At 61.3% G+C, this 23,205-nt stretch carries 18 protein-coding genes and 1 pseudogene; 17 read left to right on the top strand and 2 right to left on the bottom strand.

Annotated features, from left to right (window positions below; all coding sequences use genetic code 11):
- The first annotated feature begins 94 nt into the window (after nucleotides 1–94).
- The 12 genes and pseudogenes from AC07V0_RS17970 to AC07V0_RS17915 all read left to right on the top strand — a co-directional run bounded on the left by AC07V0_RS17970 (nucleotide 95) and on the right by AC07V0_RS17915 (nucleotide 11,892).
- Complete coding sequence (locus AC07V0_RS17970; RefSeq protein WP_495019804.1) at nucleotides 95–988, top strand: DMT family transporter; 894 nt, start codon at nucleotides 95–97, stop codon at nucleotides 986–988.
- Nucleotides 989–1,044: 56 nt separating this feature from the next.
- Entirely contained in the window at nucleotides 1,045–2,082 is a 1,038-nt protein-coding gene (locus tag AC07V0_RS17965) for a beta-ketoacyl-ACP synthase III (RefSeq protein WP_495019787.1), read from the top strand.
- Nucleotides 2,083–2,128: 46 nt separating this feature from the next.
- Nucleotides 2,129–2,359 carry an acyl carrier protein gene (locus tag AC07V0_RS17960; RefSeq protein ID WP_007936684.1) on the top strand — a complete coding sequence of 77 codons (231 nt, stop codon included), beginning with the start codon at nucleotides 2,129–2,131 and terminating at the stop codon, nucleotides 2,357–2,359.
- Nucleotides 2,359–3,576 carry a beta-ketoacyl-[acyl-carrier-protein] synthase family protein gene (locus AC07V0_RS17955; RefSeq protein ID WP_495019786.1) on the top strand — a complete coding sequence of 406 codons (1,218 nt, stop codon included), beginning with the start codon at nucleotides 2,359–2,361 and terminating at the stop codon, nucleotides 3,574–3,576. The genes AC07V0_RS17960 and AC07V0_RS17955 overlap by 1 nt, the downstream gene beginning before the upstream one ends.
- Before the next feature lie 30 nt (nucleotides 3,577–3,606).
- A complete protein-coding gene (locus tag AC07V0_RS17950) occupies nucleotides 3,607–4,851 on the top strand; it encodes an acyl-CoA dehydrogenase family protein (protein ID WP_495019785.1) in 1,245 nt (414 codons plus the stop codon).
- A complete protein-coding gene (locus AC07V0_RS17945; RefSeq protein WP_495019803.1) occupies nucleotides 4,761–5,438 on the top strand; it encodes an acyl-CoA dehydrogenase in 678 nt (225 codons plus the stop codon). The genes AC07V0_RS17950 and AC07V0_RS17945 overlap by 91 nt, the downstream gene beginning before the upstream one ends.
- Nucleotides 5,439–5,484: 46 nt before the next feature.
- Nucleotides 5,485–5,916 (top strand): acyl-CoA thioesterase, encoded by a 432-nt coding sequence (locus tag AC07V0_RS17940; RefSeq protein WP_495019784.1) that lies wholly within the window; start codon nucleotides 5,485–5,487, stop codon nucleotides 5,914–5,916.
- Entirely contained in the window at nucleotides 5,904–6,773 is an 870-nt protein-coding gene (locus AC07V0_RS17935) for a fumarylacetoacetate hydrolase family protein (protein ID WP_495019783.1), read from the top strand. Before AC07V0_RS17940 ends, AC07V0_RS17935 begins: the two co-directional genes overlap by 13 nt.
- Nucleotides 6,770–8,215, top strand: a pseudogene (locus AC07V0_RS17930) (FAD-binding oxidoreductase). Before AC07V0_RS17935 ends, AC07V0_RS17930 begins: the two are co-directional and overlap by 4 nt.
- Nucleotides 8,212–8,970: a 3-oxoacyl-ACP reductase FabG gene (fabG, locus tag AC07V0_RS17925; protein ID WP_495019782.1), complete on the top strand. Its 759-nt coding sequence runs from the start codon at nucleotides 8,212–8,214 to the stop codon at nucleotides 8,968–8,970. Before AC07V0_RS17930 ends, fabG begins: the two are co-directional and overlap by 4 nt.
- 74 nt (nucleotides 8,971–9,044) lie before the next feature.
- Nucleotides 9,045–11,723: a pyruvate dehydrogenase (acetyl-transferring), homodimeric type gene (gene aceE, locus AC07V0_RS17920; RefSeq protein WP_495019802.1), complete on the top strand. Its 2,679-nt coding sequence runs from the start codon at nucleotides 9,045–9,047 to the stop codon at nucleotides 11,721–11,723.
- A gap of 19 nt (nucleotides 11,724–11,742) precedes the next feature.
- A complete protein-coding gene (locus tag AC07V0_RS17915; RefSeq protein WP_495019781.1) occupies nucleotides 11,743–11,892 on the top strand; it encodes a hypothetical protein in 150 nt (49 codons plus the stop codon).
- 40 nt (nucleotides 11,893–11,932) lie between these two features.
- Here the strand turns inward: AC07V0_RS17915 and AC07V0_RS17910 are convergent, their stop codons facing one another.
- Entirely contained in the window at nucleotides 11,933–12,847 is a 915-nt protein-coding gene (locus tag AC07V0_RS17910) for a LysR family transcriptional regulator (RefSeq protein WP_086944243.1), read from the bottom strand.
- A gap of 268 nt (nucleotides 12,848–13,115) precedes the next feature.
- Here AC07V0_RS17910 and AC07V0_RS17905 point away from each other — a divergent pair, with 268 nt between their 5' ends.
- The 4 genes from AC07V0_RS17905 (at nucleotide 13,116) to pgm (ending at nucleotide 19,442) form a co-directional block, all read left to right on the top strand.
- On the top strand, nucleotides 13,116–14,138 hold the full coding sequence (locus tag AC07V0_RS17905; protein ID WP_495019780.1) for a zinc-dependent alcohol dehydrogenase family protein: 1,023 nt from the start codon (nucleotides 13,116–13,118) through the stop codon (nucleotides 14,136–14,138).
- Between the two features lie 588 nt (nucleotides 14,139–14,726).
- Complete coding sequence (locus AC07V0_RS17900) at nucleotides 14,727–16,217, top strand: hypothetical protein (RefSeq protein ID WP_495019779.1); 1,491 nt, start codon at nucleotides 14,727–14,729, stop codon at nucleotides 16,215–16,217.
- Nucleotides 16,218–16,284: 67 nt separating this feature from the next.
- Entirely contained in the window at nucleotides 16,285–17,685 is a 1,401-nt protein-coding gene (locus AC07V0_RS17895) for an aminotransferase-like domain-containing protein (protein ID WP_064618032.1), read from the top strand.
- 110 nt (nucleotides 17,686–17,795) lie between these two features.
- Nucleotides 17,796–19,442 (top strand): phosphoglucomutase (alpha-D-glucose-1,6-bisphosphate-dependent), encoded by a 1,647-nt coding sequence (gene pgm / locus AC07V0_RS17890; protein ID WP_495019778.1) that lies wholly within the window; start codon nucleotides 17,796–17,798, stop codon nucleotides 19,440–19,442.
- Between the two features lie 155 nt (nucleotides 19,443–19,597).
- Here the strand turns inward: pgm and AC07V0_RS17885 are convergent, their stop codons facing one another.
- The gene (locus AC07V0_RS17885; RefSeq protein WP_495019777.1) at nucleotides 19,598–20,293 is read right to left on the bottom strand and encodes a pirin family protein; all 696 of its coding nucleotides are present in this window, start codon (nucleotides 20,291–20,293) and stop codon (nucleotides 19,598–19,600) included.
- 281 nt (nucleotides 20,294–20,574) lie between these two features.
- Here AC07V0_RS17885 and AC07V0_RS17880 point away from each other — a divergent pair, with 281 nt between their 5' ends.
- Complete coding sequence (locus AC07V0_RS17880) at nucleotides 20,575–23,049, top strand: UvrD-helicase domain-containing protein (protein WP_495019776.1); 2,475 nt, start codon at nucleotides 20,575–20,577, stop codon at nucleotides 23,047–23,049.
- Nucleotides 23,050–23,205 lie beyond the last annotated feature (156 nt).

Raw genomic sequence — 23,205 nt, 5'->3', positions numbered from 1 at the left:
TCATCAGTTCATTATAAAGTTAGATTTGCCGAACCAACCCCCGCGAATGGCGGCTTAGGTTACGGCAATGCCGGCAGCAAGGAAGCAGTGAGTGATGAAGTCGCAAACCCGTGGGACGCTCGAAATGATTTCGGCCATGGTGATCTCCGGCACGGTGGGCTGGTTCGTCATCATGTCGGGGCAGAGCCCGGAGGCCGTGGTGTTCTGGCGTTGCTTGTTCGGCGCCATGGCGATGCTGGTCACATGCCTGGTGCTTGGGGTGCTGCGCCGCTCCCTGATCAACGCCCGGCAGTTCATTCTGGTGTGCCTGGGCGGGGTGGCGCTGATCCTCAACTGGGTGCTGCTGTTCAGTGCCTACAAACATTCCTCTATCGCCATTGCCACGGTGGTCTACCACGTTCAGCCGTTCATGCTGGTCGGTCTGGGTGTGCTGTTCTTCGCCGAGCGTCTCAGCACCGCCAAGGTCGGCTGGTTGCTGTTGGCCTTCGCCGGTCTGATGCTGATCGTGTCCGCCAAAGGCAGCGGGCAGGGCACTGGCGCCGACTACCTGCTGGGCGTTTGCCTGGCCCTGGCTTCAGCCTTCTTCTACGCAGTGGCGGCGGCGATCACCAAGCGCCTCAAGGACCTGCCCGCGCACCTGATCGTGCTGATCCAGATGGTGGTAGGCGTGCTGGTCCTGGCACCGTTCGTGGATTTCAGCAGGGGCGATACGGTCGAGGGCGCCTGGACATACCTGATCATTATCGGCGTGGTCCATACCGGGCTCATGTCGACCCTGCTGTACAGCGCTATCCAGAAAATCCCCACGGCGCTGGTCGGGGCACTGTCGTTCATCTATCCGATCGTCGCCATCCTGGTCGACTGGGTTGCCTTCGCCCACCCGCTCGGCGTCCTGCAAGTGATTGGCGCGAGCGCCATCCTGTTGGCGGCTGCGGGCATGAACTTCGGTTGGTCGCTGGGCCGCGCCCCGCGTCAGGAAGTGACCTAGGACCGGGCGCGACACCACACGCCATCTGAACCATCGTTAAATCAAGGGAGTTGATCGTGACTGTGATCTTGTGTGGCCTGGGAGGCTGCCTTCCGCCTCAGATAATTGACAATCAGCAAATTTCCAGCGGGCTGGATACCACGCCCGAATGGATAGAATCGCGCACGGGCATTCGTGAGCGTCGAATGGTCAGTGATGGGTTGAGCATGCTCGACCTGGCAATCAAGGCCGGCGCCCGTGCGCTCGCCTCGGCAGAGGGGCGGGCGGTGCAGGCGGTGGTGGTCGCGACCACCTCGCCGGAGCGCATCTGCCCGGCGGTGGCACCGGAAGTGGCGTCGGTACTGGGCCTGGGCGACATCGCCGCCTATGACATCACCTCTGCCTGCAGCGGCTTCGTGTATGGGCTAGCCACTGCTTCCGGACTGATTGCCGCGGGCATCGCCGACAGTGTCCTGCTGATCGGCGCGGAAGCCTTTACCACCTTCGTCAACCCGCAAGACCGCGCCACCCGGCCGATCTTCGGTGACGGTGCCGGTGCCGTGGTCCTGCGCCGTGGCGAGGCGGACGAGGCGGACGAGGCCGGCGCGCTCGGTTGCTTCGACCTCGGCAGCGACGGTGCCCGTTCGGACTTACTGGCCATTCCCGCCGGCGGCTCGCGACAACGTTCGGCCAGCGCGGGGCTGGGCCATGACGCGGTAGCGCCGGGTGAGTTCTATCTGCACATGGACGGTCGCGCGGTCTATGAGCAGGCCGTTGCACGCATGTCCACGTCGGCCCAGAGCGTGCTGGACCGCTCGCACTGGTCGATGGGCCAGGTCGACTGGTTCGTCGGTCACCAAGCCAATGTGCGCATCTTGCAATCCGTGGCGTTCGAGCTGGGCCTGCCCGCAGAGAAGGTGGCGGTGAATATCCAGCGGCTGGGCAACACCCTGACGGCCTCCATCCCGCTGCTGCTCAACGACCTGGCCCTGCGCGGCGACCTCAAGGCCGGCCAACGTGTGTTGGTGAGTGCATTCGGCGCGGGCCTCTCGTGGGGCTCGACCGTACTGCGCTGGCCGCAACTGACTACCCGCAACAGCGAGTGGCAGGACTGATTCAGACTTTTCCCAACCTACAGTTCCACACAACAGGAGTCATGTGATGACCGTAAGTAACGAAGCTATCGCCCAAGCCATTGCCGCGCGTTTCAACATCGAAGAAAGCCGTATCGTTCCTGATGCCTCCCTTGAGGACCTGGGTTTCGACTCGCTGTCGCAGGTCGACCTGGCCCAGTTGCTGAGAAAGAAACTCGGTGTGCAGATCAGCGATGCACAGCTGTCGGAGGTCGCCACTGTCGGTGACGTTCTGGCGCTGGCCAACGGTAAGGCGTGATGGCCGCCGAAGCGGTGGTTGTGACCGGTATCGGCCTGGTCACACCCGCTGGCATCGGCATCGAGGCGAACTGGCAGCGGGTGGTGGCGGGTGAAGCCACGGCCGCGCCGGACAAGATCCTCGAAGCGATGCCGGTGGGGATTTCGTGCCGTGTGCCGAGTTTTGACAGCGCCTTGCTGGGCGTCAAGAACCCCTGGCAATGGGACCGTTATGCGCAGTTCGCCTTGCTGGCGGCGCGCCAGGCCCTTGCGGATGCCGGTCTCGAGGCCGGCAGCTGGAAAGATGAGAGCCGTGTGGCGGTGATCATCGGTTCTGGGGCAGGGGGCACCGCCACCCTGGAGCAGCAGCATGCCGTGTTGCTCGCCGAAGGGCCTGACGATGTGTCCTCGCTGACCCTGCCCATGGGCCTGCTGAACATGGCCGCCGGGCAGGTTGCCATTGAACTGGGCGCACGCGGCCCGTGCCTGGCCCCGTGTTCGGCGTGTGCGTCAGGGGCTTCGGCGCTGGGCATGGCCAAGGACCTGATCAACCGCGGGGTATGCGACATCGTGGTGGCCGGCGGTGCGGAAGCACCGATCACACCGCTGTATGTCTCCGCGTTTGCCAAGATGCGCGCGTTGTCGCGCAACACCGATGCCGGCGGCGCATCGCGCCCGTTCGATGCCGCGCGTGACGGCTTCGTCATCGGTGAAGGCGCCGGGATGTTCGTGCTTGAGTCCGAGGCGCATGCCCGGGCCCGAGGTGCGCGCAACCGCGGGCGTCTGCTCGGTTATGGCGCATCGGCAGATGCTCACCACGTCACCACGCCTCATCCCCAAGGGCTCGGTGCCCGTTTGGCGATGCAGGCAGCACTGCGCGACGCCGGTATCGAGGCCAGCGCCGTGGATTACGTCAATGCCCATGGCACGTCGACGCCGGGTAACGATGTGATCGAGTCGCGCGCCATCGCCGAGTTGTTCGGTGCTCGCATGCTGGTCAGTTCGACCAAAGGTGTTACCGGGCATCTGCTGGGCGCCGCCGGTGCCATCGAGGCGGCCTACACCTTGCTCGCGCTTGAACACGGGCTGGTACCGCCGACGGCCAACTTGCGCAACCCCGACCCGCAGATAGCGGTTGACCTGGTCCAGGGCCAGGCGCGCGCGCAGCCAATCAAGGTGGCTATCTCCAATTCGTTCGGATTTGGCGGCCAGAATGTCTCACTGGTGTTCGCCGCCTGAGACCTCGCAGCTCACTGCACAGGACATGTCATGACTTATCCAAGCATCCCGGGAACTGTCGCCCCCTTGGCGCGCGACGAACTGCGCGACCTGCTATTCGCCGGCACGTTCGAGAGCCATCACCAGAGCATTCGCGACGTGCTGCTCGACCCGATCTTCGACCCGCAGCCGGGCCTGAACATGGAGCAGGCCGGACGGTTGGCCTATGCTCGCAGCCGTCATGTGCACGCGGCGCTCGAACGCCCGCTGCAGATTCTGGCCAACCCGCGTCGGCTGTTTGCCCTGGCGGAATGGCCAAGTCTGCTGGACGTCGCCAGCTTCTCGCTGCTGATGGTCCACTACAACCTGTGCCTGGGCACGGTATTCGATCATGCCCAGGGCCGTCCCGACATCGCCGGGCTCACCGAGGCGCTGGACGAACTGACCTCGTTCGGCCCCTACATGGCGACCGAACTGGGTTTTGGGAATAACGTCGCGGCATTGCAGACTGAGGCGGTGTATGACCGCCATAGCCAGACCTTTACGCTCAATACGCCGAGTGCCAGCGCGCAAAAGTACATGTCCTATAGCGGGTTCGGCGATATCCCCAAAGTCGCGACCGTGATGGCGCGCTTGAAAGTCGAAGGCAAGGATCACGGCGTATTTCCGTTCCTGATCAGGCTTTCCACTGAGGCAGGCTTGTGCCCCGGTATCCGCGCGGCCTTGTGCCCGGAAAAACCGGTGCAAGGGTTGGACAACGGCTTGACCTGGTTCGACAACGTGCGCGTATCGCGTAGCAGCTTGCTGCACGGCGATCTGGGCCACTTCGCTGAAGACGGCAGCTTTGTACTCGGCGCGGGCAATGCCCGGTCACGCTTCCTGCGCGCCATGTCGCGGATCGTGCCAGGCCGTTTGTGCGTGGCCAGTGCCGCCCAGGGCGCAAGTCGCGCGAGCCTGTACATCGCGTTGCGCTATGGTCAGCAGCGGCTGACCAACGCCCCCGGGACCAACGACATGCCGGTCATCGAATACCGCAGCTATCAGCGTGCGATGTTCTCGGCACTGGCCAGCACCTATGCGATGACGCTGCTGCTCAACGAAGCCAAGGCACGTTTCCTGGCCAATACAGCTGAGCCGGCTGCCGATGTCGTCAGCCTGATCAATATCACCAAGGCACTGGCTACCTCTGGGATGCCACCGCCGTTATCGCCGAGTGCCGCGAGCGCTGTGGCGCACAAGGTATTTTCAGCGTTAACCGCATCGCCGATTACGGTTCCCTGCTGCAAGGTTTGGTAACGGCCGAAGGTGACAACCTGGTGCTGCTCGCCACCGTAGCCGGCCAACTGCTCGCCCAGGCCTGGCAAGGTCCGTTGCCGCTGCGCCCAGCACGCGCGCGGCGTCTGGCCGAGCCGGAGTGGTTGATCGCGGCTATCGCCTTTCGCGAGTACCAGCTGTGGCTGACGGTTCGCGAAGAGATGAACGCTGACGAGCGCGGCTATTTCGAGGTGTGGAACGACGCCATGAATCCCGGCCTGGAGCTTGCGCGTTTGCGTGGTGAACGTGTGGCCCTGGAGCAACTCTGGAGTGCCTCGCTGCATGCGCAGCAGGACGAGGCCAAGGCGGCGCTCAATGGCCTGGCATCGCTTTATGGCCTGAACCTGCTGCAGCGTGACGCAGCGTGGTTTCTGGCACATGAGCTTATCGACGCCGGCCAGGCCCTGTCGCTGCCAGGTCGGATCGACCAGCAGTGCGCAGCCCTGCGCCCGCACGTTTCGACCGTGATCGACGGCTTTGCCCTGTCGCCTGAGCTGCTGCGCGCGCCCATCGCCCAGGACGACTACATCCAGGCGTTCTGCAAGCAGGTGCACGCCAATGTCGACTGATACCGCCAGCGCACGCGTTGCCCCTTCGGCCACTGCGGAGACCTCCATGTCCGTACACATTTATCAATGCCCCGTCCGTTGGTCCGACATGGACGTGTATGGGGTGGTCAACAATGTTTCGTTCCTGCGCTTGCTGGAGGAAGCGCGGGTGGACTTCATCTGGCGCCTGGGCGCGGAGCAGGGCGATGCCTTCTTCAGCGGCGGCTCGGTGGTGGTCAGGCATGCGATCGAGTACAAGCGCCCGCTGGTCCACCGTCACGAACCCGTGGCCATCCATATGTGGGTCTCAGAAGTTCGTGCCGCCGCCGTAACGATCGAGTATGAAGTGCGCGACGGCGACACGTTGTGCGCCCTGGCAGCGACCACCATGGCGCCATTCAACTACGAAGGGCGCTACCCGCGCACCATGAGCGATGAGGAAACGGCGTTTTTCGAACGCTTCCTCAACCCACACAAGGCGCTGTCATGCGTCTGCTGAGGGTCGGTGCACCGGGGCGCGAGCGCCCCTGCGCAGTCGGCGTCGATGGCTCGGTTCGGGACCTCAGTAGGTGGGTCGATGACTGGACCGGGGCAGCGCTGGCCGTGGTGGCAATGGAGGCGCTGTCGCGGCGCTTCACGCTGGAATGGGCGCAACTGCCGCAGGTTCATGTCGAGCACGAACGCATCGGCCCGGCATTGCGACCGGGGCAGATCCTGTCGATCGGCCTGAACTACCACCGGCATGCCCGGGAGGCCGGGATGGCGGTGCCGGAAGAGCCGATTGTGTCGAGCAAATCGGTGCATGCGTTGGGAGGCCCGTTCGATGACCTGGTGCTGCCGCTCGACGGCGACAAGACCGACTGGGAAGTGGAGTTGGGTGTGGTCATCGGGCGTCGGGTCCAGTACCTGGCCACGCCCGGCGACGCTGCAGCCTGCATCCTGGGTTACTGCACCGCCAATGATTTGTCCGAACGCAGTTGGTTACTGGAGCGGGGCGGGCAATGGATCAAGGGCAAGTCATTCGATGGGTTTGCGCCGCTGGGACCGTATCTGGTGACTGCCGATGAGGTGCCGTCGCCCCAGGCGCTGGAACTGATCTGCCGGGTCAATGGTGAGGTCATGCAGCGCGACAGCAGCGAGGACATGATCTTCGACGCGCATCACCTGATTCATTACCTCAGCCGCTTCATGACCCTGCACCCTGGCGACGTGATCCTCACCGGAAGCCCGGGCGGCATGGCGTTGGGGCGACCAGACCAGCCGTTTCTGCGCGACGGCGATGTGGTCGAGGCCGAGGTGGTCGGCCTGGGCGCGCAGCGTCAAGTATGCCGCGCATTCTATAAGGAAGTGATATGACCCAACTCGCTCAGACCTTTACCCGCACGGTACTGCGTGAAGCGCCGGCCGAGCTGATCGAGGCGCTCGCGGCACGTTTCGATGAGCGCTGTTCGACCGCTACGGCCATACGCGAGCAGCATGGCCGTGACGAGTCGGCGTATGTCGATGCGCCGTTACCCCAGGCCGTGGTGTTTGCCCGCAGCACAGAGGACATTGTTGACACCGTGCGCCTGGTGGCCGCTCACCGCGTGCCGCTGATCGCTTACGGTGCCGGATCGTCGGTCGAAGGCCATCTGCTGGCGGTGCAGGGCGGCATCAGCCTTGACCTGAGCCAGATGAACCAGATCCTGGCGATCCATGCCGAAGACATGAGCATCACCGTGCAGCCGGGCGTGACCCGCCGCCAGCTTGAAGAAGCCTTGAAAAGTACCGGTCTGTTCTTTCCCATCGACCCGGGTGCCGATGCGTCCATCGGTGGCATGTGCGCCACGAGTGCCAGCGGGACCAATGCCGTGCGCTACGGCACGATGAAAGAGAATGTGCTGGCCCTGCAAGTGGTCACCGCTGGCGGCGATGTCATCCGTACCGGTACCCGCGCGAAAAAAAGCAGTGCCGGGTATGACCTTACCCATTTGATGGTTGGCAGCGAAGGTACCCTGGGCGTCATCAGTGAAATCACGTTGCGTCTGCACCCGGTGCCGGAGTCGATCTGCGCTGCGGTGTGTTCGTTCGACAGCATCGACCAGGCGGTGAACGTGGCGATCCAGGTCATCCAATCCGGTATCGCCGTGGCGCGAATCGAGCTGATCGACGCCAACACCGTGCGCATGGTCAATGTGCACAGCAAACTGGAACTGCCGCAGGCACCGATGCTGTTGATGGAGTTCCATGGCAGCGAACTGGGTGTGCGTGAGCAAGCGCAGTCCGTGGAAGCGATTGCCGGCGAGTGGGGCGGCCAGGCGTTTGAGTGGGCGACCAGCGTCGAGGCGCGTCGGCGGCTATGGACGGCCCGGCACCATGCCTATTTTGCCGCGATTCAATCGCAGCCCGGCTGCCGAGCAATCAGCACCGACACTTGCGTGCCAATTAGCCGCCTCGCCGAATGCCTGCTTGAGTCCATCACCGAAGTCGACGCGACGGGCCTGCCGTATTTCCTGGTGGGGCATGTGGGGGACGGGAATTTCCACTTCGGCTACTTGATTGATCCTGACGACCCTCAGCAAAGGGCATTGGCCGAGTCTCTGAACGATCGGCTGGTGGCACGGGCCATTCGGCTCTCGGGCACCTGCACCGGCGAACATGGTATCGGGCTGCACTAGCAGGGCTACCTGGTCGACCAGGCAGGCGCAGGCGCCGTCGAGATGATGCGCGCGATCAAGCGCACGCTGGACCCGGACAACATTCTCAACCCCGGAAAGATTTTTTCCTTCGAAACACCTGCCAGGGAGGCGCGTCCATGACCGATAAATCCAACGAGGCCGGTAGCCCAATGCGTACGGTTCTGGTAACCGGCGGTTCACGCGGGCTGGGCGCCGCGGTAGTCGAAGACCTCGTGGCACGGGGCCTGAACGTGTGTTTCACCTACCTCAATAATGCGGATCAGGCCGAACAATTGGCGGCGTCCCTAGGCACCGACCGGGTGCTGCCGGTGCGCGCCGACGGGCGTGATGCCAATGCCATCGAGCAGGCGGTCAAGCGTTGCGTGGCGCACTTTGGCGCCCTCGAGGGTTTGGTCAATAACGCCGGTATCACCCAGGACCGCAGTGCGTTGGCCATGAGCGCCGAACAGTGGCACAGCGTGATCGGCAGCAACCTCGACAGCGCATTTCATGCCTGCAAGGCGGTATTGCCGCTGTTCGTCGAACAGGGCTTTGGTGCGGTGGTGAACATGGCCTCGATTTCCGGGCTGATCGGCGTCCCTGGGCAGGTCAACTATTGCGCGAGCAAGGCGGGTTTGATCGGTATGACGCGCTCAATGGCAGTCGAATTCGCCGCTCGTGGCGTGCGTCTCAATGTCGTCGCGCCAGGGTTCATCGACACCGATATGACCCGCAAGCTTAACGAGCGACGGGTAGCAGAAATGGAAAACCTCATCCCCATGCGTCGCTTCGGCACCCCGCAAGAGGTGGCCAAGGTGGTGGCCTTCCTGTTGTCGCAGGATGCGGCCTACATGACCGGCCAGGTGATGGTGGTGGATGGCGGCCTGGTGACCTGAGCTGTCGGGTGAGCACTCGCCGGACTCGGGTGCCGACGCGCTACTTTAATTTTTCGGAGCCTATCAACATGACAATGGATGCCAGACTTGGGGGCGTGCAGCTGGGTGCTGCGCTGCAGCTTCCCGTTGACGTCGACCCCGAGGAAACCAAGGAATGGCTGGACGCCTTTGATGGCGTCGTGCACCACGTGGGAGTGGAGCGCGGACGCTACTTGTTACAGCGCCTGATCAGGCAGGCCGGGCGTTGTGGCATTGCAGCGTCTACCACATTGCGCACGGCTTACTGCAATACGCTTCATCACAGTGAGCAGGGGCACTTTAGCGGTGACCTGGAACTGGAGCGCCAGTTGGCGGCATGGGGCCGCTGGAACGCCATGGCTATGGTCGTCCAGGCCAACCGCCGTCAGGGCGAGTTGGGTGGTCACATTGCCAGCTACGCGTCGGCGGCCGACCTGTTCGAGGTGGGCTTCAATCACTTCTTCAGCGCCGGGCCCAGCGGCGAAACCAATGACCTGGTGTTCTTCCAGGCGCATTCGGCGCCGGGCATTTATGCGCGCGCGTTCCTCGAAGGCCGCTTGAGCGAGCGCCAACTGGCCAACTACCGGCGCGAAGTCGGCGGTGAGGGCCTGTGTTCCTACCCCCACCCATGGTCAATGCCTGATTTCTGGCAATTCCCAACCGGTTCCATGGGGCTGGGACCGATCAGTGCCATCTACCAGGCCCGTTTTATGCGCTACCTGCAGCATCGTGACCTGAGCCCATTGTCGGCACGTCACGTCTGGGGCTTTTTCGGCGACGGTGAGATGGACGAGCCCGAATCGCTCGCGGCGCTAGGCCTGGCGGCACGTGAAGGGCTCGACAATCTGACCTTCGTGATCAACTGCAACCTGCAGCGCCTCGACGGCCCGGTGCGTGGCAACGGCAAAGTGATTGAAGAACTCGAGGCGCAGTTTCTCGGGGCCGGCTGGAACGTGGTCAAAGTGCTGTGGGGCAGCGAGTGGGATGCACTGCTCGACCAGGACCACGATGGCGTACTCCAGCATTACCTGGACATCACCGTCGATGGTGAATATCAGTCGCTCTCGACGCTGGACGGTGCGGCCAGGCGTCAACGCTTTTTCGCCCGACACCCACGTTTGCTGGAGAAGGTCGCGCACCTGGAGGACAGCCAGCTCGAGCAAATGCGCCGTGGCGGCCACGACCCGTTGAAGATTCACGCCGCCTACACGGCTGCGCTGGCCTGCAAGGGGCGCCCGACGGTGATCCTGGCCAAGACCGAGAAGGGCCATGGCATGGGGCGCTGGGGGCAGGGCAAGATGATCGCGCACCAGCAGAAACAGCTCGACGATGAGGCGCTGCTGGCGTTTCGCGACCGCTTCGCGCTACCCCTGAGCGACGATGATGTTCGCGCGGCTCGTCTATTCAAGCCTGAAGCCGACAGCCCGGTGATGCGCTACCTGCACAGCCGTCGTCAGGCCCTCCACGGTTATCTGCCCACCCGCAATCGCGTTGCAGCGCCGCTGGAAACGCCGGCGGCCAGTGCATTCGCCGGGTTTGCATCGGCGGGGGAAAACAAACCGATGTCCACCACCCTGGCGTTCGTGCGCATGCTGGGCACATTGCTCAAGGCCCCAGTGTTGGGCGAGCGTATTGTGCCGATCGTGGCCGACGAGGCGCGCACGTTCGGTATGGCCAATCTCTTCCACAAATACGGTATCTATTCGCCCCAGGGCCAGCTTTATGCGCCCGAGGACAAGGATTCTATCGTGTCGTACCGTGAGGCTCGCGATGGTCAGATCCTAGAGGAAGGCATCACCGAGGCCGGGGCGATGTCTTCATGGATTGCTGCAGGTACCGCCTACAGCACCCACGGGATGGCGATGCTGCCGGTGTACATCTTCTATTCCATGTTCGGCTTCCAGCGTGTCGCCGATTTGATCTGGGCCGCGGCCGACCAGCGCACCCGCGGTTTTCTGATCGGGGCGACGTCAGGTCGCACAACCCTGGCCGGGGAGGGGTTGCAGCACCAAGACGGTTCCAGCCACGTAGTCGCGGCTACGGTGCCCAATTGCCGGGCCTACGACCCGGCGTTTGCCGGTGAATTGGCGGTGATTGTCGACGACGGGCTCAAGCGCATGCTGACCGCCCAGGAGGACATCTTTTACTACCTCACCGTGACCAATGAAAACTACCTGCAACGGCAACTGCCGGAAGGTGTCGAGGCGGATGTGATCAAGGGCATGTACCTGCTAGACACGCTGGACGCCGGGCCGGACGCGCTGTTGGTGCGCCTGCTTGGCAGCGGCGCGATCCTCAATGAAGTGCTGACGGCGGCGAACCGGCTGCGCGAGCAATGGGGAGTAACGGTGCAGGTCTGGAGTGTCACCAGTTTCAGCGAACTTGAACGCGATGCCAGGCATGCCCAGCACGCGCGCCTTGCCGGTGCGCAGACGACGCTGGGACATGTTGAACGATGCTTGGGTGGGGCCGCGCCGGTCGTGGCGGCGACGGACTATGTCAGGGCCTATGCGCAACTTATCGCCCCCTATGTCAGTGCGCCGTTCAAGGTGCTGGGCACGGACGGCTTCGGCTGTTCAGACACCCGGCGCGCCCTGCGGCGTTATTTCGAGGTAGACAGCCAGGCGATCTGCCTGATGGCCCTGCAGGCACTGGTGGAGCAAGGACGCCTTGCCGCAGACGTGGTCGCTACAGCCCGTCGCACCATGGACGGTACGGACAATCGCCATGCTTGACCACTGTGGATAGCCCCGATTGACTTGGGTGGTGTTCCACCACAGCTACCTGTGGCTGTGGTTGGTGTGGCAGGCGCTGTCATACGACCTTGAGGGCTGGCGGACCCTGCTGGTCGCCACCCATTTGGCTCAGCAGCAGTGCCTGCGCCTCTTTTGTGGGCCGTTGTGAACAACCGGTTGCTAGTAATCAGGCGCTACGCCGGTTTGATTCAAAGACTCTCAGGGTCGCCGAAAAACATCTGAATCCGCGACCTCAACCACCGCTCACCCGGATCATTATCCTGCGACCCGCGCCAGGCCATGTGCAATTCAAAGCTGCGCACCGGCAACGGTGGATCTTCCGCCCGAACACCACCGGCGGCGGTCAACGCTTCGGCGGTGTAGTCCGGGACGGTGGCCACGATGTCGGTGCCGCTGATCAGTGTGCTCAGCCCATTGAACTGCGGCACCGCCAGCACCACGTGCCGTTTGCGCCCCAGCTTCTCCAGCTCTTCATCTATAAAGCCGCTCAGGTCGCCCGCGAACGACACCAGCGCGTGGGGGCGGGCGCAGAAGTCATCCAGGCTCAACGGCCCCGGCACGGAGTCGGCTCGCAACAGTTTCGGCATGCTGCGGCGCAGTACTTTGCGCTTGGCGTTGGCCGGCAGGTCGGCGGTGTAGCTGACGCCAATGGAAATTTCACCCGAGGCCAACAGGTTCGGCATCAGGATGTAGTTGGCCCGACGCACCACCAGCACGATGCCCGGTGCCTCGGCGCGCAACCGCTTGAGCAGCATCGGCAGCAACGCGAACTCGACATCGTCCGACAGGCCGATGCGGAACACCGCGGTGCTGGTGGCCGGATCGAATTCCGCCGCGCGACTGACCGCGGTGGAAATCGAATCCAGGGCCGGCGAGAGCAGGGCGAAGATTTCCACCGCTCGGGCGGAAGGTTCCATGCTGCGGCCGGTGCGCACGAACAACGGGTCATCGAACAGCCCGCGCAGGCGCGAGAGCGCCGCACTGATGGCCGGCTGGCCGAGGAACAATTTCTCCGCAGCGCGGGTCACACTGCGCTCGTGCATCAGTGTTTCGAAAACGATCAACAGGTTCAGGTCGACACGACGCAGGTCATTACGATTCATCTGGGGTCCTGGCAGATTCAGCAAACTTGACGTGAGCGACCATATGAGAACAATGGCCGGCGTGAATCTTACGGGGAAAGGCTGGTACTCTGCACAGGGTAATTCAGTTTTCCCTGAAAGGCTGCTTCGGTTTTTACGGCATTGGATGATGTCGCCGTCGCTGCGGAATCAATGACAGGCATGTCGACTATTAATAGCCACTGATGGTCTTGGGTAGAAAGCCCAGATAGAGTTCAGGGCATTAGAGGTTACTTTGACGAGGTTTGCGATGTCCCGCACGATCCGTTTTCACAAGTTTGGTCCAGCCGAGGTGCTCAAATGCGAAGAGCATGCGGCCGCTCTGCCTGCGCCGGGCGAAGTGCAGGTGCGTGTCGAGGCGATAGGCATCAGCTGGTACGACATTCTCTGGCGCCAGAACCTGGCCTCGTCCCATGCTCGCCTGCCTTCAGGCCTGGGTCATGAAATGGCCGGCGTGGTCACGGCGCTCGGCGAGGGGGTCGATGACCTCGCTATCGGTGACAAGGTCGCCAGCTTCCCGGCCGAAAGCCCCAACGATTATCCGGTCTACGGCGAACAGATCGTTCTGCCGCGCACGGCGCTGACCCGCTACCCGGACGTGCTCAGTCCGGTCGAAGCCAGCGTGCATTACACGCCGCTATTGGTCGCCTATTTTGGCTACACCGATCTGGCGCGCGTCAAGCCCGGGCAATTCGCTCTGGTGACCGACGCCAGTCACTGCGCCGGGCCGTCGTTCGTACAGCTGGGCAAAGCCCTTGGTGTGCGAGTAATCGCTGCGACCAAAACCGCGGACGAGCGTGAATACCTGCTGTCGCTGGGTGCCGAAAAAGTCATCGTCACCGAAGAAGAAGATCTGCTGATGCGGATCAACAAAATTACCGACAACCGTGGCGTCGATGTGGTGTTCGATGGCCTGGGCGGCCCGCAGATGTCGCTGCTCGGCGATGTGCTCGCGCCTCGCGGCAGCCTGGTGCTCTATGGCCTGCAAGGTGGTAACCAGACGCCATTTCCGGCCTGTGCGGCGTTCCAGAAGAACATTCAGTTCTTCGTGCACTGCATCGGCAACTTCACCGGCAAGCCGGAGCTGGGCATCCTCCAGGATCAGGCCGCACTGCAACGTGCCCTGCGCGACATCAACCAGTTGACCGCAGACCATGTGCTGCTGCCACTCAAGACTCGGGTATTCCCGTTTTCCCAGTTTGTCGAAGCACACCGCTACATGGACGAATGCCCATGCCGCGAACGGGTCGCCCTTGAGGTCGAACCTACCTGAGCTCTTCGTACGAGCCCCCTTGTATAAACCCCTCTGGAAAGGTCCGTGCAGGCGCGGACTTTTCCGCTGTCAAAACCTCCAAAATGAGACATCCCATCGATCCCTCGGTGGGGCGGTTCAGCAACTGAACTGGTTTTTGCTCTCGATCTGTATCTTCTAATCATTATGTAAGCCCTGATAATTGAATGATTATTTCATCTCAAGGAAAGAGTCATGGCTGGGTATCAGGTTGAAACTTTTCAACGCGCATCGGCAATACATGCTCAACAAATAATTCGACGCCGCTCGGCGGTCATACATTTATTGGCAACTTCTTTCTTTATTTCTTGTATTACACGTCTGTGGGATGTTGTCGGAAATTTCCTAGGACATCGCTCGGGGCCGAAAAACACCCGTCCAGCCTGGCGTTGCGGCGGTATTGCCCTGTTTGGGGTTCTCGAGACATGCAACCATTTCAAATAATTACAAAATGCTTAAGTGCTAGCATTTGATAACAACCCCGGCACCCCATTCATGACAGGCAATCCGTCGCGCAGTGCATGTAATTGTTTGCGTGGCGTCGAACTTATGAGTAACAGGTAAACAATGATGACCCATACCCATGAACAGGCAATGAATTATGTTTATCAACAAGTACTGCAGCGCTTGCTGAGCTTTTTCTCTCGCGCCGAGCGCACGGCATTGCAACTGATGATTCAGCGCCTGGTGGTGTCGGCTGGAGGTATGGAGCGTATCGGCGATTACAAGGTGTTGGCGATCCAGTCCGGGTCCCGTGACAGCTGCTACACACTGGCGCTGCTGCGCGCCGCGCAACTGAGTATCGCCGGTCGGGCACCGGCGACGTTTCAGCTGCGAGTGGCCACTTTGCGCTTGAATGGCACGGCTGCGACAGCACTGGAAAACATCCATCGCAGCAGCAGTGCATTGTTTCTCTACGACGATCCCCGGGTCGAAATGTTGATGGTCGATAATCGTGAGGTCCTGCCGTTCAATCACTTGGCGCCAATCTCCGATGCCGGCCGCGAGTCGAATCGGCTCAACCTGCTGATGGTCGGGCACCGTCGGGCCTGGAACGGGCCGCTTGAGTTGTGGGACGATGGGTACCTGGCCACAGGTGATTTTTATGGACAAATTGCCCGCTGGGACAACGGCGTCGATGTCATGGTCAGCAGCGATTCACCCCGTCGGCAGGCTCAGTTTATCGAGGGTTTGAACCGTGCCGCAGCCAAGGCCGGGCTTGCGCCGACGAGCCGCCATGAAACGGGCTACGAGGGATTGTTCGCGCGGCTCGATGAACTGGGCAGCGACTGCTATCGCGAGTTTTATCCCGACTCTGCTCAGGCTGCGTGGCGTCCTGTCGAGCGCTTTGAGGCCTGCCGTCGCACGACCTTCATCGACATCCACGACATGCTGGTCAGCAACCTGGAAGAGCGCTGGCCGCTGCTCACTGACTTCCTCGGCTTCCAACCTGACGAACTGACGGCTCAACTCAGTGATAACGACCATGTCAGTCCGTCGATATCCGCGCTCCTTCGCGGCTTGCAAGCGCGCTTTGTACACGGTCGCACCTACGAAGAGGGGGTCAGCGAATACCTGCAGCGGGCGTTGGTGATGATGCGTCGTAAACAATTGCCCGAGCGCTTTTGCGAGCAGGCAGTGGAGACCTTCGGCAATCCGCTGACCATGGCCGATCAGCGCGGATTGGCGACAGCCGAGGCACAAAAAAATCTCGGTTTGAGTGAAGCCCAACTGGTGTGCCTGCTGTTCGCCCCGTTTGTCGATAACGGCGCGGCCCTGGAGCATTTTCTTCGTCAATGCCATCCCGGCATGCTGGTAGCGCTGCCGGAATTGCACCGGGCGATGCAGGGCGGTCCGGCACCCGAGCAGGTTCTGCAGTGGATGGTGGATGTCAGCGGGTTGCCGGTCAGCCTGATCGGTACGCTTTACCGCATGAGGCCGGTGGTTCGGGATGAGGGTAGGGTGCCAGGCACGGAAAGCGGCGACGCGGGCGTGCAAGTCGAAGACATGGACCCCGAGAATGAAACAGCAGTGACTGGCGAATGGTCGATGGGCCAGTGAATGTTCCTGGTTTGGCGGATGCATCAAGAGTGCGTCATGACGTTCGTAGCGTGTTCGGTCATCACCCATGAAAGGATCACGAGATTCCGATTTCGCGTACCAGGCGGTGTACCGCTACCTGAACAATCTGATCAATGAGCCGGGCAGTGACGTGCGAGTGCGCCTGCCCTCATTGCGGCAGTTGGCGGATCGTTTGAGTGTGTCGATCTCGACCATTCAATACGCCTATTCGCTGCTGGAGAAGGAAGGACGCATCTATTCGGTTGCCAAGTCAGGCTATTACGCACTGCCGGTGTCTTCTATCGGTCTTCCCGGCAGCGGCAAAGACCTGCTCGAAACGGTCTATGTCAACGCCAGGCGCCCCGGCATGCTGGTGTTGAGCGCCGATGAGCCGGCGTTGTTACAACCCCTGGACAGCCCGTTGTTGTTGCTGGAGAGAGAATTGCTGCGCCAGTATCCGCGCCAGCCACAACCGTCTTCACAACCCTGCGGCGAGCTGGAACTGCGCACGGCCCTTGCGGCACGCTACACCACTTCGCCGACACGCTGCTGGCATGCCGATGATGTCTATATCGGCGCAGATATGCGCGGCGTACTTGAAATATTGATCGCCGTTCTTGAGCTCAAAGATTCGGTGGTGGTGGTCGAGTCGCCGTGCGACTGGGTGATTCTGCGCTTGTTCCAGGACGCCGACGTGCAGGTTGTCGAGCTGCCGCTGCAAGCCTGTGGTGGCCTGGATCTCGAACAGCTGAGAGAGCTGCTCGAGACCGGGCGGGTGCGACTGATGATGCTTTCATCAGGACTGAACATGCCGCGCGGGAGCGTGGCGCCTGACGACAACCGGCAGTCCACTGCGCAACTGCTGGGACGGCATGGCTGTTGGGTGTTGGAAAACGATTGTTACGGCGAGCTCGAATTCGAGCCGAGCGGCTTGCGGTTTCGCGACCTGGTGGACCCTGATCGGCTGATCGTGTTTTCCACTTTCGAGAAAATCATCGGCTCGGAGGCACCCTTTGGTTACCTGCTTTCGCGACAACTGCGTGCCGAACTGCAACGGCACTTTCTGCTGCGGGCATTCCGTTTGTCGCTGATTCGTCAGAAAGCCATCGCGCGGCTGTACAGCAACGGACGAATCGATCAACACCTGCTGGTGTTGCGTCGACTGCTCAAGGAACGCATGGTGCTGATGACCCAACTGCTCCAGGAGCGTCTGCCGGAATCGCTGCATTTCGTCGAGCCCCAGGGCGGGGCGACGGTGTGGATTCGCTCGTTGCGCCAGGTCAATGTACATCGAGTGTTCCAGAGACTGCTCAAGCAGCAAGTGGTCATCGCACCGGGGGAGTTGTTCAGTTTGCAGGGCCTGCACGCGCAGCACTTGCGCCTGAGTCATACGTTCGGTGGCGACCACGAGCTCGTCGCTGCACTGGGGCTACTGGGGGATGCCTTGCGTCTGGAATCGATCGATTGAGCCGAGGTGGCAGAGCTCCTCGGAACCTGACATTCGATAACGTCGCGCAACGGCCAAACTGTCAGTAAACTGCGCTCCTATCCCGAACCACTCTCTCTCAGAGGTTTTGCATGACACTCAGTCCTTTTGCGGGCAAACCGGCACCGGCAGAACTGTTGGTCGACATCCCGCGACTGGTAACGGCCTATTACACCGGCCAGCCCGATGCAGCCATTTCTACCCAGCGCGTTGCCTTCGGCACGTCCGGACACCGAGGTAGCTCGTTCGACTTGAGTTTCAACGAATGGCACGTCCTGGCCATCAGCCAGGCGATCTGCCTGTATCGCGAGGCCCAGGGCATCGATGGCCCGCTGTTCGTCGGGATCGACACCCACGCGCTGTCCACGCCGGCCGGTGCCAGTGCCCTGGAAGTGCTGGCAGCGAACGGTGTCACGGTGATGATCGCCGAAGGCGACGAGTACACCCCGACGCCGGCCATTTCCCATGCGATTCTTTGCTACAACCGCGGGCGCACTTCAGGCCTGGCGGACGGCATCGTCATCACGCCGTCCCACAACCCGCCGCAAAGCGGTGGCTACAAGTACAACCCAACCAACGGCGGCCCGGCCGATACCCACATCACCAAGTGGATCGAAGCCAAGGCCAACGAGTTGCTGGCAGCCAAGCTCGCCGGCGTCAAACGCATCAGCTACGAGCAGGCCCTGAAGGCCAGCACTACCCATCGTCATGATTACCTCAACACCTATGTCGCTGACCTGATCAACGTGATCGACTTCGACGCCATCCGCGATGCGAAACTGCGTCTGGGTGTCGATCCGCTGGGCGGAGCAGGGGTGCGCTACTGGTCGGCGATTGCCGAGCACTACCGCCTGGACCTGGAAGTGGTGAATAAACAGGTTGATGCAACGTTCCGTTTCATGACCGTCGACTGGGACGGGCAGATCCGCATGGACCCATCGTCCAGCTATGCCATGCAAGGCCTGATCGGCCTGAAAGAGCGTTTCGACGTGGCGTTTGCCTGCGACCCGGACCACGACCGTCATGGCATCGTGACCCCGTCCGGTGGTTTGCTGGCGCCGAACAACTACCTCGCGGTGTCGATCGACTACCTGTTCCAGAACCGTCCACTGTGGCGCGCCGATGCGGCCGTGGGTAAGACCGTGGTCAGCAGCGGCTTGATCGATCGCGTCGCCAAACGCCTGGGCCGTCGTCTGTACGAAGTGCCGGTCGGTTTCAAATGGTTTGCCGAAGGTCTGTTCGACGGCTCCCTGGGTTTTGGCGGTGAAGAAAGCGCCGGTGCGTCGTTCCTGCGCAAGGACGGCAGTGTCTGGAGTACCGACAAGGACGGTTTGATTCCGGCGCTGCTGGCCGCTGAAATGACCGCTCGCACGGGCCGTGATCCAAGCCAGGCCTATCGCGCGTTGACCGATGAACTGGGTGAGCCGTTCTCGGTACGCGTTGATGCCAAGGCCAACCCTGAACAGAAAGCACTGCTGAGCAAATTGTCGCCGGACCAGGTCACTTCGACTCAACTGGCGGGCGAAGCGATCCAGAGCATCCTCAGCCATGCACCGGGCAACGACCAGGCCATTGGCGGTCTGAAAGTCATGACCGAGAACGGCTGGTTCGCGGCGCGGCCGTCGGGCACCGAGGACATCTACAAGATTTACGCAGAAAGCTTTGTCAGTGACGACCACCTGAAACAACTGGTGGCCGAGGCCCAGACACTGGTAGATGGCGCAATTTCTGCGAAGTGATTGAAAGTCCTGTGGTGAGGGAGCTTGCTCCCTCGCCACAAATGAAATTGTCTAGTCCTGAAGCTGGTGTAAACCTTGTTCAGGACGGGACACACAGCCAAAAAAAGGGGCGACCATCAACGGTCGCCCTTTTTTTTTGCCGCGCATTTACCGCCTCAAGCCACATCTACCAAGACGATTTCGCTGTCTTCGATCGCAGTCACCCGCAACACTTGCTTATCGGCAACCGCGACCCCGTCTCGCGCTTGTGCGCGCAAGCCATTGACTTCAATCGCTCCTGTCGCTGGCACCAGATAAGCGCGACGGCCACTGTCCAGACGATATTCAGCCGTTTCCCCGGCTTTCAGGTTGGCCGCCACCAGACGTGCATCGGCGCGAATCCGCAGGCTTTGATCGTCGCCGGCCTTGCCACTGGCCAGGGTCACGAAGCCTTCGCGCTGGCCTTTGGGGAAGGGCTTGGCGCCCCACGACGGTGCCAGACCGGTTTCGTTGGGGATGATCCAGATCTGAAAGATCCGGGTCTCGGTCGCTTCCAGGTTGTACTCACTGTGGGCGATCCCGGTGCCGGCGCTCATGACCTGCACATCACCGGCTTCGGTACGGCCCTTGTTGCCCAGGTTGTCCTGGTGGGTAATCGCGCCTTCACGAACGTAGGTGATGATTTCCATGTCCCGGTGCGGGTGTTGCGGGAACCCGGTGCCGGGGGCAATCACGTCATCGTTCCACACCCGCAGGTTGCCCCAGTTCATGCGTTTGGGGTCGTAGTACTCGGCGAACGAAAAGTGGTGATGGGCATCCAGCCAGCCATGGTGCGCGCCGCCCAGGGAGTTGAAAGGTCTGAGTTCAAGCATGATCGTCTCCTGAAAAAGGTTCGTCATGGGGGCAGAACGTCTGGGCCACAAACGAGAACCGGTGGTTGATGGTCAGTATCATCCATCAGGTACCCATCGATAAAAAGCGTAAAAAATGCCTCAATACAATCGAATTATTTGATGCCGAATAATCTCGAATTTTTCTCATCCAGCCTTCACTTCATCGCATAAGCCAATGACCTGTAAGCATTTCACTAGAACTCAACGGCAAATGCAGACACCATAGCCCCCGACAGCCTCACACACTGGAGTCCGCCTGCGTGCCGCAACACACACCCGATCTTCCGCCCGAACTTCGTCCCTTGGCCGAGATGCCTTTGCTCAAACGTCTGGCCGCCCGGTTCTTTGGCCACGGCCTGACCCGCCTGCGCGCGCAACACCGTGCGTCCTGGCTGCACGGGCAAGCCGACGGTTTTCGCAGCGGTCACAGCGCTGGCGTGGAATACGGCTATAAGGAAGGCAAGCTCGAGGGTCTGGAAGAAGGCCGGCAAGTGCTGCTGATCCGCGACTCGCGCTCCACCGAGCATCGACCGCCCAACGTCGATGACAACCTGTTCGACGATTGGCGCCTGCCATTGAGCGCCGAGCTGAAGAAGCGCATGAAGGCCGACGTGGCGCGACTGCTGCCTGCGCATGCCCAGCCGAGCGCTGCCCAATGGAAAATGATCTTCAGTGACACACCGTCGACTTCGGTGATCGCCGGCGCGGGCGCGGGCAAGTCGACCACCCTGGTGTTGCGTATCTTGCTGCTCAGCCATTATCTGGGGTTTGAGCTGAGCTCGATGACCGTGGTGACCTTCACCCGCGAGTCGCGCAAGGACTTCATCAATAAGCTGATCGAACTGTTTACCGTGTGGGGCCGGGCACTCAGCTTCAAAGAAGCGCGGGACCTGGTGCGTACTTTTCATTCGCGGATCCTGCCAATGGTGCGCAGCCTGCCGGGTTTCGAACGACTGCAAGCCTTCGAAAACCTCAGCTTTCGCGTGCAGGGCACCGATGAGGAGGTCGACAGCAACCCCTTCGACCTGCGAATCAACGACGCCCAGCGCCAGCAGCTCAACGCCTGCTATCACAGCCTGCATACCCGCGATGAGCGTTTCCGCGAATTGATCAAGCCGTTGTCTCGTCACGCCTTGCAGCTCAAGGAACTGGAGCGCGATCACCCGGACGTGCAAAAGCGCATGGCGGTGACTGAACTGGCGGCCAAGCGCGATGAAGAGCTGTGCGACACCATCGAGGACCTGTGGTTTCGCGCCGGCGCCTGGCCGATCAAGGGCATCGAGCCGAATCGTCAGACCTTCGACATCAACGGTTCGACCTTCCATTGCCACGGTTACATTCCGGCGCTGGATGCCTGGGTGGTGCTGGGTTTCGATCCTCGGGAAAATCCCCAGGTCAGCCGCCCGAATGCCAAGCTGACCGTGCGTGCGGAATGGGCTGTAAAGCGCACCTTGTTTCAAGCTTTCTGTCGTAAACCATTGATATGGCTCGATAGTTACGAATCTTCAAAACGTGTTTTGGCGTCGCTTGCCGGTGATGCCAGCGCCGGGCCGGGCTTCGATTACAAGGTCAAGGGCGAGCTTGCTTCCGCGCCGTTGCTGGACTGTTTTGTCGCGGCAGCCGGGTTTATCGAAAACCTCGGCCTGGATGTGCCCAATGCCGTGGGCCAGATGAGTTTCGCCAAGGATGACCCGGACCGATTCTTCTTCGAGGCCTTGAGCCTGTTCTGGCGAGCGCTGGAAGATCATCTGCTGGATCAATCGCCACCCGTGATGACCTACAACCGGATGTTTGCCCTGTTCAGCGAGCATTCACCGGAGAATTTCAAGTTGCTCGGCGATGAACTGCTCAGGCCAATGTCGCACTTGATGATCGATGAGTTCCAGGACGTGTCGCCGCAGATCGTTTCCTGGATTCGCGCCAGCCTGGCCGAGATCCGCAGTCGTGGCCCGGCCATGCACGTAGGGCGAGGGGCGCAACGTTCGTCATTGCTGTGTGTGGGGGACGACTGGCAATCGATTTACGGCTGGCGTGGCAGTTCGCCGAGCTACTTCATGGAGTTCAACAAGGAGTTCCCGTCGCCGAGCACGACCAAGGTGATGCTCAGCGACAATTACCGCAGCCATCAGCACATCATCGACGCGGCGGAGCACATCGTCCGCGCCGCACCGGCAATCGCCGGCAAGAAGGCCAAGGCCAGCGGAGAACCCAAGGCGTTGCTGCCGGTGAACGTCCTCGATCGGGATGACCATGGCATGGCCCAGCGCCTGATCGAGCACTACAGAAAAGGCGATTCAATCTTGATGCTTTATCGAAAAAGCAGCGATAAGTCATTGATAGAAGAACATATTCAGTCTGTAGTTAATGTTGATTCTAGCTTGCCGTACGACGCGCGACGGCTCAAGCAACTGACCTATCACAGCGCCAAGGGCCTGCAAGCTGATGCGGTGTTCCTGCTGGGTGATTGCCAGCATCTGACCAGTTCGCCTTACAAGAACCAGGTCTATCGCATGGCCGGGCTCGGCAAGGCCGGCGACAGCGAGCCCTACGACAGCGCACAGAAAGACGAGATCCTGCGTCTGGCCTACGTGGGCATCACCCGGGCGGTGAGCCATTGCTACTGGTATGTCGATGGCCAGGATACCCAGGCGGCGAATATGCCCAAGGCCTCCGACCGGATCGGCAAGGGCAAGGCGTTTTTTGCCGATCACCGTCAGGGAAAAGTGCAGGCCTGAACCTCAAGAGAGTCTTGAGTCAAAAAACCTGTGGCGAGGGAGCAAGCTCCCTCGCCACAAAAGTTGCGAGGGGCGCGATCCCGGCCTATGGTCCAAGCGAGGCTTTGATTGCGACGAGGCGCTCGACACGCTTCAGGTCGCTGTCCATCCAGTGCG

This window comes from Pseudomonas sp. GW821-FHT01E10 (assembly GCF_059422365.1).
This window is presented reverse-complemented; position numbering and strand designations above follow the sequence as displayed.